This window comes from Vibrio sp. V10_P2A27P122, from assembly GCF_963874335.1.
In the GTDB taxonomy this organism is placed as follows: Bacteria; Pseudomonadota; Gammaproteobacteria; order Enterobacterales; family Vibrionaceae; genus Vibrio; species Vibrio anguillarum.
The window spans coordinates 1-11,512 of the sequence record NZ_CAWNHY010000016.1; the positions used below are offsets into that span (position 1 = coordinate 1).

The window sequence follows — 11,512 nt, forward strand, 5'->3', positions numbered from 1 at the left end:
GGTTTCTTCTGTATCATTTTTGGCCATTAATGATTACGCCGCTAATATTGCAATTGAAAACTTAACTCGCTATGAACCCATTATTGCTTATCACATGAATGGCGATGAAATGAAAATAAGAAACAAGGGGCCGTTTTGGCTGATCTACAATCTAGATAAATATCCACAAATAGACAATGGCATTTATTACACCCAAATGGTGTGGCAGTTAGAAAAACTATTGATTCACGGTAAATAATGAATTTTACAAAACACAGCACTTTACACCCCTTGCTATACCGGGCAAAAACACTGTTGATTGTCCTGTCAGCCACCTTGATCGTCGCTAATTTGTATATACTTTCGACCACACGCTCTTTAGCCAACTCCTATACCGACCAACGTAACTATGCAACTTGGTATTTATTCCAGCTCACCAAGGAGTATTCTGAGCTGGTTGCTTCGATTCCTTATTACTTAGATTCACAGGAGAAGAGAGCGCACACTTGGCTGCAGTATGAGCTGATTTGGAGCCGTTTTGACTTGATTCTAACGAGTAAGGAATCGGATAATTTTATGGGTAGAACGGATTCCCAGCATTTCTTTAAGAACAACTTTGATGATTTCAAAATATTAGAAAGCTTATTGCTGGCCGTTAAAGATCAAAAGTCATTGGCTGTATTTGAAAAACATGCCCACTTGATTTACGACCAAGTTATCGGCTATGTAAACCAAAACTTTCAACTGCAAAGCCCTATCTATCTCGAGCAAAAAGAAAAAGCAAATAGGCTAACACAGGTACAATTTCTGCTGATGTTCTTGATGCTGGGTTGCATTGGCTTAGTTAGCTATATTTTTCATAAAGAAGCGGTTGCTCAGCGTACCTTAGCGTTAACTGACCCTCTAACTGGACTTGCAAACCGCCTTGCTATGTTTGAAGAGCTGAATCAAATTTCTACCAACAACCCCTTCTCTCTCTTTCTTCTCGACTTAAATGGCTTTAAGCCCATTAACGACCAAAATGGTCATAAAGCAGGGGACAGTGTGTTGCAACAAGTAGCGTTTCGCTTAACACATTCGATTCCAACCTTTGATTATTCGGTATTTCGTATGGGGGGTGATGAGTTTGCCCTGATCATCCATAGCGTAGATGCGATGGAACTGAGCATTATGCAACGCCACATTAAAGCGTGTTTTAAAGAGAATTTTTTCGTGGATAATGGAGTGGGAGCAAAGCTTTCAACCAGTATCGGTATTGCCTCTTTTCCTAAAGATTCAGCCAATATTAATCAATTAATACATATTGCGGATAAGAATATGTATGCCATGAAGTTTCTACAAAAAAGCCCCTCTGTATGAGGGGCAAAGTTACCATCGCTTTATAGTTATAATGAGTCCGCTATTATTCCAGGTTAGCCGCTGCAATAAGTGACTAGCCGAAATCGCCATTGACATATCCCATGGTTCTATCATCTTTAGGATTGTTGAAAATCACTTGTGTATCATTGTGTTCAACCAATTCCCCCATTAAGAAAAACGCCGTGCGATCAGAAATACGACGCGCTTGCTGCATTGAGTGCGTGACAATAACGATGGTGTAATTCTTTTTCAGCTCTTCCATCAATTCTTCAATTTTGTGTGTTGCAATCGGGTCAAGGGCGGACGTTGGTTCATCCATCAAAATCACATCCGGCTCCATCGCTATCGTACGTGCGATGCACAAACGCTGTTGTTGACCACCAGAGAGACCAAACGCATGCGACTTCAAGCGATCTTTTACTTCATTCCACAACGCCGCGCCGCGCAATGAGCGCTCAACCACTTCATCTATGTGCTTTTTATCTTTAATCCCTTGTGCGCGTAACCCATACGCCACGTTTTCATAAATACTCATTGGGAACGGATTTGGCTTTTGGAACACCATTCCCACTTTGATACGCAGATCTGCAACATCAATATTGCCGTAAATATCTTGCCCATCCATCGCCAATTTACCGGTGATAGTCACGCCTTCAATGAGGTCATTCATTCGGTTCAAACAGCGTAATAAAGTCGATTTTCCACAGCCAGAAGGGCCAATCAGCGCTGTCACTTGACGAGTTGGAATAGGCAGGTTGATTGATTTTAGCGCTTGGTTATCGCCATAAAAAAGGTCTAGGTTTTCAATATTAAATTTGTTCATTCTTGTTATCTCTCAAAATTCTGTAAATCGCGCCCAACGCTCTGCTTAATAAGAAGCGGTATTAAATCGTCTTGCGATTAGCTTCGTCACCATGTTGATCAGTAGCACAACCACAATCAGCACGGTTGCTGTGCCGTAGGCTTGATTCCACTCTTCAACCGTGAACAGCTCTGTTGTGAGCTTGTAAAGGTGAACGGTTAGGGTGCGGCCTGAATCGAGCAATGAATCAGGAATACGTGCCACCATTCCTGCGGTTAAAAACACAGGAGCCGATTCACCAATAACACGACCAATACTCAAAATAATTGACGTGAGGATGCCGGGCATTGCACTTGGCAAAATCAGACGCCAAATGGTGTATATTTTTGAGGCTCCAAGACCATAAGAACCTTCGCGATAAGTTTGAGGAACGGCCATCAACGCTTCTTCTGTGGTCCGAATGATCACAGGCAAAATCAAAATGCTGAGCGTTAGCGCACCCGACAAAATAGAGAAGCCTAAGCCTAGAATCACCACAAAGAAGGTCATGCCAAATAGACCAAAGATAATGGAGGGGATCCCCGCCAAAGATTCGGTACAAAAGCGGATCACTTTCACCAAGCGGCTACCGATTTTGGCGTATTCGGTAAGATAAATCGCCGTCATAATACCCAACGGGGCGGCCACCGAAATAGAAGCGATCACCATATAAATCGTCGATATGATCATCGGGAAGATCCCGTGTTCATTGCCAGTACGGGTGTAATCGTCAGTAACGAAATTCCAATCTACGTGTTGTAGCCCGTTAGAAAGGATGTACCAGATAATCCAAAATAGGAAGCCGACTGTTACAGCGGCCGCAATCCAAATAGATATTTTCAATACGTTATCTTTTAGCTGGCGGGCACGTTTTAGTTTTACTGTATCCATCACTATTATCTCGCTCTCTCACGGTTTAAATAGAGCAATGTGGCATTCAAGATCATGATGAATGCCAATAGCACAACGCCTGTTGCGTAAAGCGCACTGGCATGAACACCACTTGCGTAAGACATTTCAATCGCAATATTGGCTGTCAGCGTGCGTGCTGAGTCTAAAATACCTTCAGGCATCGCTGGCGCGTTGCCCATCACCATAATAATGGCCATGGTTTCACCGAGCGCACGCCCAATTCCTAAGATGACGCCAGTCATAATTCCGGAGCGAGCTGCTGGTACCAGCAGTTTGAAGATAGTAAAAATACTGGATGCACCTAATGCCAAAGAACCTTCTTTGTACGCATGAGGGACTGCGCGAATAGAAGTCTCAGACACGGTAATCACCGTCGGTAAGATCATGACACCAAGCACAATAATGCCCGCGAGAATGGTATTGCCCGCAGGAACTTGGAAAATGTCCTGAATCAAAGGAACAATAATCACAAGACCAAAGAAACCATAGACCACGGAAGGAATACCTGCGAGCAATTCAACGGCTGGGCGAATGATATTCGCGACACGTTTTGGTGCGACTTCGGCAATAAAGATAGCGGTAAGGACGCCCACAGGCACACCAACGATAACCGCACCAAACGTTGAAACCACAGAAGCGACAATCATAGTTGCCACACCATACAGAGCTGGCGGCAACCAATCTTGTCCAAGGACGATACCCGAGATACCCACTTCTTGAAATGCGGGAATACTTTCGCGGAAAATGAAGTAGGCAATGATGGCAAGAGACACAATGCCAATAATGGCACTGGTAAGAAACAACCCGTGGAAAATGCGCTCTTTCCAGTCCACACGCTTTTTAGCACGAAGTGCACGTTTGGAAGCTTGCGTAGAAACGTTGTTCATAAGCTTTTCACTATTTGTTGCGATGGTCATAGTATCAATCTCACTATTCGATGGAATCGACGTGGATAGAAAAGGCTCAGCCCCAACGATGGGCCAAGCAAACTTTTAAAGTTATTTCCCCAAACAACTTGAAGTGGCGGCTAAACAGCAAGTCAGTGAATTCCCAGCCACATGGATAAAGCATGTGATTGGGCTGAACGAAACAACGTTGCTGCACCTTCAAGTCGAATGGGAGAGTCAATTAGTTCACTGCGATATAGTGATGTTCTGCAACGAGTTTTTGAGCTTCAGGCGTTAACATCCAATCAAGGAACTGTTGCGTTTGAGCGGATGGTTGGCCTTTTTTGTACAGTACAAGGAAAGGACGAGCCACTTTGTATGAACCATTTTTCACGTTATCTACCGATGCATCAGTACCGTCTACCGCTAAGGCATGAACCGTGTTATCAACGGTGCCAAGAGAGATGTAACCGATGGAATAAGGGTTAGACGCAACCATAGTTTTCAAACTGCCGTTACCGTTAGCTACTTGAGCTCGTTGAGAGATAGCAGATACCGTCTTGTCTGAGATTTTTTTTGTCAGTTTCATAATCTCTTCGAATGCACCACGAGTCCCTGATGCGGTATCGCGAGTAATTGCAACGATAGGTTTGTCTTCACCACCGACATCTTTCCAATTCGTGATCTCGCCTCGGTAAACGGCAGAGACTTGTTCAGCACTCAACCCTTTTACTTTATTGCTTGGATGCACAACCACCGCTATACCATCAAGCGCAATCTTTTCTTCAACTAATGATGCTTCTTTTTCTGAGCTTTTTAGGCCACGTGAAGACATACCAATATCCGCACTGCCGTTCTTAGCGGCTTTAATACCCGCAGAAGAACCTGGGCCTTGAACCTCAATAAACACGTCCGCGTTTTTCTTCATATATGTTTCAGAGAAAACTTCCATCAATGGCGTTACGCTGCTAGAGCCAACAGCAGAAATGGTTTCTTTTGCAAAAACTGGGTTAACTGCCAATGCACCTAAAAGAGCGATTGCACCGATTACTGTCTTTTTCATCACAAATATCCTTAAGAGGCTTTATTGCCGTTGTGTATTGAACGAAACTCACTTTAGGACGCAAATATGACAGTTGTGTTTCACTTAGTTTAAAACTAGATGACACAGTAAAATATTTTAGGAAAACAGAGGAAGGGCAGCGCATTTTTGAGTGCATCACTTAAGATCAATCTGAAAAAATTGGCAAAGTCATTAGGTGCCGCCGCGAGTCAGAAATTATCCATTAATTACCCAACCACCAGCAGAGCACTCCATTCTAAGTTCGGTTTATAGGGGTGAATTTTATGAACGCTCAAATACCGGTTTCGCCAATTTTCTCAGCAGATTCGGCTTTTTCACCACCAGATAAACAGCCGTAACGGCAAGGCAGAAGCCCGCAACACCAAACCCATCCAATGATTCATCAAAAGCAAGCCATGCTTGAATGGCGGTGGTTGGTGGTACAAGATAAAACACCGAAGCCACACTTGAGGCCGCACCGTGTTCAACCATATACAACAGCAATAAAATAGAGACACATGACAGCACCACAACCAGCCATACCAGTGTCATGATAAAGGTCGGTGTCCATTGCACTTGCATGGTTTCAAAGCTCCAAGCCCAAGGTAAAAATAGGCATAACGCAGCCACATATTGCACGGTAGCGCTGCCAATCATATCCACACCTTGGCAAAATTTTTTCTGATATAAGGTGCCGAGCGTGATGCCGAGCAGAGATAACAAACACAAACTAATGGCAGGCCATTTGTGTACTTCCGATTGCCACTCAATGTTACCCATCAAGACGAGACTTATCCCAGAAAACCCAAGAGCTAACCCTAACCACTGCGCCAGATTAAAGCGCTCTGTACTCATAAAAACCAGCAGCAGCGCAGTCAAAATGGGTTGCGTCCCCACCAGCAGAGCACTTAAACCTGCTGGCATTCCCCAAGAAATCGCTTGGTAGGTTCCGCCCAAATAGCAACCATGAATCAACACGCCCGTTATACAGGAATGCCACAAATGGCGACCACGCGGAATGCGCCTTTTGAGCAATAACAGCAAACCAATAAAAAGCACCACGTTCGCCACCATGCGCAGCGTGAGCAGCGTGGCAGGTTCCGCATACATTAAGCCAAACCTTGCGCCAACGAAACCAGATGCCCATAGCACGACAAACAAGAACGGGATCATTCTTACAAACATCACAAAATTCCTAGCCACAATCGATTCTATGCTGCTACTTTATTTGGGTACAGTTATGCGCAAAAGGCACAGATTTGAATAATTTAGTGGGTACAGAATGAAAAGTAAGCTTAAAAACACGGATCCTAAATATACTGAACCTAAATATACTGAGGTAAAACGTCATCTTAAGCAGAGCATCGACGATGGTTTATTCCACGCACACGATAAAATGCCTTCCATTCGCCAGCTATGCGAACAACTGTCTGTCAGCAAAAATACCGTTATTCGTGCTTATCAAGAGTTAGAAGCGATGAATGTCGTCTACTCTCAGCCTCGTTCAGGCTATCGAGTCCAAGGTGCTATAACCCCTTTGGAGATTCCGCTGCCACAACCCAATAGCATTGACCTGCTCTCTTTATCTAAATCAATTTTGGTTCAACCCACAGTGAAACATCACATGCCCGCAGGTTCAGCGCATCCTAATACGCAAAGCGCCGCGATTCGTAGTTTGTATGCAGAAATTGGCCGCCACAGCCGCCAGCAAACGCACATTCCTAGCCACTATCAGCTACCGCCAGGTAATAGCCATTTAGTCAAACAACTGCTAAAAATATCGCAAGATTTGGGCCTACAAATCAAAGCACAAGAAATCGCCATTACGCATGGCGGTCAGCAGGCCATCAGCCTCGCATTTCGTGCATTAACCAAGCGCGAAGACATTGTGGCCGTTGAGTCACCTTGTTATTTTGGCACGCTGCTGTTGCTTGAATCATTAGGCTTAAAAGTGGTGGAGATCCCCAGCCATAGTGTCGAAGGCATCGACATCAGCGCCCTCGAACAAGCTCTATCTCAATGGCCGATTAAGGCGATTCTCGTCACGCCTAATTTTAACAACCCAACCGGTTCACAAATGCCTCTGGAAAAACGTAAACAGCTTTTGGCTGTCAGTGGTGATACACCAATTATTGAAGATGATGTGTTTGGTGGCCTGTATTTTCAAAAGCCGATACCTTGTTTGAAAATGTTGGATGGCAAAGGCCGCGTTATTTACATCAATTCGCTCTCCAAAACCTTGGATTCACGGCTGAGGATCGGTTGGATCATCGCTGGAAAGTATCAAGCGCAAATAGAAAAGATATTGCTCAGCGAGAATATGGGCAGCTTGAATTTAATCCAATCAGCCGTAGCGGAATTTCTCGAAAGTGGTAAGTACCGTCAACATCTAGCCAAAATGCGCCGCACTTACCAACTGAACCAGCAGCGCTTTGCCAAATTGCTCACCACCTCGCTCAATCACTACCCGTCGCTGCAAGGGCAGTTTCAATTAAGCCGACCTGAAGGTTCATTTTTATGCTGGCTGACACTTCCGCCATTCATCGATAGTTTTGAGCTTTATCAACGCGGCCTGCAAAACAAAATCAGCCTCCTGCCGGGGCATCTTTTTGCAACGCAGGGACAATTCCAACACTGTATCCGTTTCAGTGTAGCGAACTTTGAAGACAACATGGCATGGCAGGAAAGCATAAACAAACTGACCGAACTGATTCATCTCGCGGCATCAGATCACAAGACGTAAGCGTACGCATTTTAAAAAATTGCTGACTAACCACTTGTATTGCAACAAAGTCGGCATAAGATGAATGCCTTAGTTCAATGAAGGTTTGCTATGAATAATCAATTATCATTAAGAGCGTTAGAGCGCGGTGACTTACGCTTTATCCATGATCTCAATAACAACCGCAACATTATGTCTTACTGGTTTGAAGAGCCTTATGAATCTTTTGATGAGCTGGAAGAGCTGTACAACAAGCACATTCACGATAACGCCGAGCGTCGGTTTGTGGTTGAGAACCGAGATAAGGAACTGATCGGTCTCGTTGAATTAATTGAAATTGATTACATTCACCGCAGTGGCGAGTTTCAGATCATCATCACGCCAGAGCACCAAGGAAAAGGGTTTGCACAAACCTTGATCAACAAAGCCTTAGACTACTCTTTCACCATTTTGAACCTACACAAAATCTACCTGCATGTGTCGACGGAAAACGAAAAAGCCATCCATTTATACCAAAAAGCCGGCTTTGTTGAGGAAGGGCACTTAGTTGAAGAATTCTTCATTAATGGCCAATATCGTGACGTAAAGCGCATGTACATTTTGCAAAACGCGTATCTTAATAAGCCCGCGTAACGTCATAGGAGTGAATAATGGTCACATCCTCATTTTACCCTGATCAAATTTGATTGATAAAAGAGCGTGGCAGCACAAAAGCCACGCTTACTTATTAGCTTTTTTGCGTTAACTGGCAATATCGAGCTTGTTGCCTGTCACGCCATTAATGCGAAACCACCCAGCGATGCTGAAACGCTCAGCGTTGGTAGGTTGTACTTCATGCGGAAAACGTTCGGATAAAAAGACCAGTAAACGCCCCGCTATCGGCGCAACCGTCGCGAGATACTGATCTTCAACATCGTAAATAACCAACTCACCTGCATCAGCACCACACCACCGATCATTCATATAAAATACCGTCGTCAGTTTGCGGCTGGCGTTGCCTGTAAAGGCGTCGAGGTGTTTTTGGTAGAATGCCCCTATTTCATATTTGGCAAAATGAGCTTCGTATTCAAATAGCCCAAGAAAAAAGTGGCGGTTAACCTCTTGCCGAATTTGCTCCATACGTTGCAAATAGTCTTGCACAGGCAAGCCCATGCTGTTTTCAATCCATTGGATTTTATCGTTGCGTATTTCAACCTCTAATTGCAAGGCATCGTGCCTGCCAATTCGCGCCACTTGTAACTGCGGTGGCGTACAAGCTCGTAGGTTTTTGGTTTGCTCTGGTGTTAAAAAGTCATCCCATATGTACCAACCTTGATCGGCAATTGCATCCATCAATTTATCTAACGACATTTTCACACTACATATAACAAAAGTGCTGTGGTTATATCGATAGCAAGCCATAACAACAAATCGGTGTTTCGATGCTTAAGACAAGGCGAATTTGTGGAGGCGGAGAAGCTGGCAAGAAAAGACTAGAAACAAACACCGTGGTTGTTGAACAACCTATCGTTGAATACCCTCCTACATAACAAAGGGGCACTGACTCGTGCCCCTTTAAATTTAATCAATAAAGATGATTAATCCAGTCTTAACGTTACACCACTGTAGTTACTATAGCCTTTGAGCATCACATGGTAGGTGGTTCCTGGTGTTGCAGAAATTGTGCACTGTTCATTGTTGCCCGATTTGTAAGGGCGACAATCCCACGAAGAAGTGGTTGGTTTGCTGCCGGCTTTGACATACAAATCAGCATCACCTGAGCCCAAACTGATCGAAACTTTAGCGCTGGTTGAGCTTGCGACCGTAAAGGTATAGAAGGCTTCGGAGCTTCGCGTACCTTGTAACCCTATTACTGGTTTGCCTTTTTCTAGCACATTCTCCGTTGGAGGCACTACGCCACAGCTAGCATTTACGCCCACTTGGTTAAAGGCATCAACCACATCCGCTTTGTTATAACCTAAATCTTGTGCCGCTTTTGCGACGCCACATCCACCTTGGTCAAAGGTACTGTTTGCTGTCCAATATAACTGGTTAGCGACGGTGAACACTTCAAAACCTTTACGAACCGACCAATTGGCTTTGTTGGCTAGCAAATAATACGCGCGATTAAATACACCACTTGAATAGTGAACATTTAATCCATTGTAGTATTGAGAAGCGTGATCGATAGAACGGCCATCTTTTGACGGTTGATCAAAATAACGTAAGCCACCGGAAGATTTGAAAATGTCGCTCCCGACCACCCAGTCAACGCTGCCTTTCATATAAAATTCAGCCGCTTCCCCAGCAATATCAGAGAACGCTTCATTCATCCCGCCAGACATATTTTGGTAAACAAGCCCTGAGTTCTGCTCGGTAAAGCCGTGGCTCACTTCATGCGCGCTGACGTTGATATCCACTAATGGATAAAATGTATTTTGGCCATCACCAAAGGTCATGGACGATCCGTTCCAGAAGGCATTTTCATAGTTGCTGTCATAATGCACACGCATAGTTAGCTGGAAGGTTAATGGAGTGGTGTTCATCCAGTCTTTGTACATATCGAACACCACTTTACCAAAGTAGTGTGCGTCATTAAGCGGTGAATAAGCGCCATTAATCGCTTTGTAATCGTTGTAATTACTCGCGTCGCTACATGAATAGCTGAACGTTGAACCACCCGATGTCGCATGCTTCATATCCACGGTTTTTACAGCGCTATTCACCATGCTACAGGTGTTGCCTACTTTATTTATCACTAACCCTGGGAAATCTGTTCCGTACTGATAAAAACCTGTCTTCTGATTTCCACCAGGTCCAGTACCCGTCGCCTCTGCATGGTTTAACCCTTCCCAAGTTTGTAATACGTCACCAGAATTCGCATCAATAAAGAAAAATGGCCGTGCAGGCTCATTGGTTGCAACAAAGAAGTCGACTAAATAAACCATTTGAGCCATTTGGTTTTCGTCCAAACGCACCATCAATTGAGCACGCTCGTTTTCTGTAACAAGATCCGCACTCGTTAGTGATGGGTTTTGTTGTTGGTAATGCGTAAGTGCAATACTAACCGCTTGCTTTTGTTCAACTTGTGGTGAAGTACTTACCACATCAGAATCAATTTGCTGCGCCATCATACCGTAAACTTGGCCGATACCTTTCTCAGTTTGCGTTGCTACGACTGACGTATTAAAGACCGGTAAACCATGATACATCTGCTGGTAACGGACTTTGACTTTACCATTAGGTAGAGTGACGCTTTTTACCACCTGAAAGCCATTTTGTGTTGGCACAATACTGCGAGCCTGCATGGATAAAGCTTGTTCGAGTAGACTTGGATCATCAACCTGCACCATTTTCGCGGCTGATACTGGTAGTGCTGCGCTGATAGAGGCTGCGAGGAATAGCCACTTCATTTGACGTTGTACTTTTTTCATTTCTCAATCCTAGAGAGTTATTATTAGCATCCGCTGACGACTTACATCCAATCAACCACCAGCGACGTGACTGCGAATGGTTCGCTCATTGACAGTGGTTCAAGAAAGATAGTCTTGCCAGTAGCACGGAAAAATAGTGCAAAACGAGCGTCAAATAAAATGGCCACAAAAAAGACAATAGCCAAAATAACTCGAAAATTTTTTATGATAATTAACTTGCATGTCAACAAGATAAACATAAATGATAATTATATGTACATTTAATAGTGCACATAACTATCAATATAATTTTTGCTTGATTTTGATGAGAATTAATTTGTAAATCTCATTGGCAAA

General features: G+C 44.0%; 11 protein-coding genes and 1 pseudogene. 4 read left to right on the top strand and 8 right to left on the bottom strand.

Annotation, left to right across the window (positions count from 1 at the left end; genetic code table 11):
- Together AACQ17_RS01080 and AACQ17_RS01085 are read left to right on the top strand one after the other, a co-directional pair.
- Positions 1-238, top strand: a pseudogene (locus tag AACQ17_RS01080) (oxidoreductase); the annotation flags it as partial.
- Positions 238-1,338, top strand: a complete 1,101-nt coding sequence (locus AACQ17_RS01085; RefSeq protein ID WP_094128048.1) for a GGDEF domain-containing protein — start codon at positions 238-240, stop codon at positions 1,336-1,338. The pseudogene AACQ17_RS01080 and the gene AACQ17_RS01085, both read left to right, overlap by 1 nt.
- Before the next feature lie 73 nt (positions 1,339-1,411).
- Here the strand turns inward: AACQ17_RS01085 and pstB are convergent, their stop codons facing one another.
- The 5 genes from pstB to AACQ17_RS01110 all read right to left on the bottom strand — a co-directional run bounded on the left by pstB (position 1,412) and on the right by AACQ17_RS01110 (position 6,226).
- Positions 1,412-2,161 (bottom strand): phosphate ABC transporter ATP-binding protein PstB, encoded by a 750-nt coding sequence (gene pstB, locus AACQ17_RS01090; protein WP_013868112.1) that lies wholly within the window; start codon positions 2,159-2,161, stop codon positions 1,412-1,414.
- 45 nt (positions 2,162-2,206) lie between these two features.
- Positions 2,207-3,070 carry a phosphate ABC transporter permease PstA gene (gene pstA / locus AACQ17_RS01095; RefSeq protein ID WP_026027681.1) on the bottom strand — a complete coding sequence of 288 codons (864 nt, stop codon included), beginning with the start codon at positions 3,068-3,070 and terminating at the stop codon, positions 2,207-2,209.
- A 5-nt stretch (positions 3,071-3,075) separates the two neighbouring features.
- A complete protein-coding gene (pstC, locus tag AACQ17_RS01100) occupies positions 3,076-4,008 on the bottom strand; it encodes a phosphate ABC transporter permease subunit PstC (RefSeq protein ID WP_017045968.1) in 933 nt (310 codons plus the stop codon).
- A gap of 211 nt (positions 4,009-4,219) precedes the next feature.
- Positions 4,220-5,041 carry a phosphate ABC transporter substrate-binding protein gene (locus tag AACQ17_RS01105; RefSeq protein WP_026027935.1) on the bottom strand — a complete coding sequence of 274 codons (822 nt, stop codon included), beginning with the start codon at positions 5,039-5,041 and terminating at the stop codon, positions 4,220-4,222.
- A 282-nt stretch (positions 5,042-5,323) separates the two neighbouring features.
- Complete coding sequence (locus AACQ17_RS01110; protein ID WP_026027683.1) at positions 5,324-6,226, bottom strand: DMT family transporter; 903 nt, start codon at positions 6,224-6,226, stop codon at positions 5,324-5,326.
- Between the two features lie 97 nt (positions 6,227-6,323).
- Between AACQ17_RS01110 and AACQ17_RS01115 the strand changes: the two genes are divergently transcribed.
- Positions 6,324-7,784 carry an aminotransferase-like domain-containing protein gene (locus AACQ17_RS01115; RefSeq protein WP_094147916.1) on the top strand — a complete coding sequence of 487 codons (1,461 nt, stop codon included), beginning with the start codon at positions 6,324-6,326 and terminating at the stop codon, positions 7,782-7,784.
- A 90-nt stretch (positions 7,785-7,874) separates the two neighbouring features.
- Complete coding sequence (speG, locus tag AACQ17_RS01120) at positions 7,875-8,396, top strand: spermidine N1-acetyltransferase (RefSeq protein ID WP_013868118.1); 522 nt, start codon at positions 7,875-7,877, stop codon at positions 8,394-8,396.
- 108 nt (positions 8,397-8,504) lie between these two features.
- On the opposite strand, the gene AACQ17_RS01125 is transcribed toward speG, so the two are convergent.
- The 3 genes from AACQ17_RS01125 to AACQ17_RS01135 all read right to left on the bottom strand — a co-directional run bounded on the left by AACQ17_RS01125 (position 8,505) and on the right by AACQ17_RS01135 (position 11,361).
- Positions 8,505-9,113 (bottom strand): 2OG-Fe(II) oxygenase, encoded by a 609-nt coding sequence (locus AACQ17_RS01125; RefSeq protein ID WP_029189973.1) that lies wholly within the window; start codon positions 9,111-9,113, stop codon positions 8,505-8,507.
- A 227-nt stretch (positions 9,114-9,340) separates the two neighbouring features.
- The gene (gene empA, locus AACQ17_RS01130; RefSeq protein ID WP_094147915.1) at positions 9,341-11,176 is read right to left on the bottom strand and encodes a zinc metalloprotease EmpA; all 1,836 of its coding nucleotides are present in this window, start codon (positions 11,174-11,176) and stop codon (positions 9,341-9,343) included.
- A 41-nt stretch (positions 11,177-11,217) separates the two neighbouring features.
- A complete protein-coding gene (locus AACQ17_RS01135; RefSeq protein ID WP_339366193.1) occupies positions 11,218-11,361 on the bottom strand; it encodes a hypothetical protein in 144 nt (47 codons plus the stop codon).
- Between the last annotated feature and the right edge of the window lie 151 nt (positions 11,362-11,512).

Excerpts from the sequence above, each read along its gene's own strand:
- empA (WP_094147915.1), bottom strand. The coding sequence starts at position 11,176 with ATGAAAAAAGTACAACGTCAAATGAAGTGGCTATTCCTCGCAGCCTCT.
- pstA (WP_026027681.1), bottom strand. The coding sequence starts at position 3,070 with ATGGATACAGTAAAACTAAAACGTGCCCGCCAGCTAAAAGATAACGTA.
- pstB (WP_013868112.1), bottom strand. The coding sequence starts at position 2,161 with ATGAACAAATTTAATATTGAAAACCTAGACCTTTTTTATGGCGATAAC.
- AACQ17_RS01110 (WP_026027683.1), bottom strand. The coding sequence starts at position 6,226 with ATGTTTGTAAGAATGATCCCGTTCTTGTTTGTCGTGCTATGGGCATCT.
- pstC (WP_017045968.1), bottom strand. The coding sequence starts at position 4,008 with ATGACCATCGCAACAAATAGTGAAAAGCTTATGAACAACGTTTCTACG.
- speG (WP_013868118.1), top strand. The coding sequence starts at position 7,875 with ATGAATAATCAATTATCATTAAGAGCGTTAGAGCGCGGTGACTTACGC.
- AACQ17_RS01125 (WP_029189973.1), bottom strand. The coding sequence starts at position 9,113 with ATGTCGTTAGATAAATTGATGGATGCAATTGCCGATCAAGGTTGGTAC.
- AACQ17_RS01115 (WP_094147916.1), top strand. The coding sequence starts at position 6,324 with ATGAAAAGTAAGCTTAAAAACACGGATCCTAAATATACTGAACCTAAA.
- AACQ17_RS01105 (WP_026027935.1), bottom strand. The coding sequence starts at position 5,041 with ATGAAAAAGACAGTAATCGGTGCAATCGCTCTTTTAGGTGCATTGGCA.
- AACQ17_RS01085 (WP_094128048.1), top strand. The coding sequence starts at position 238 with ATGAATTTTACAAAACACAGCACTTTACACCCCTTGCTATACCGGGCA.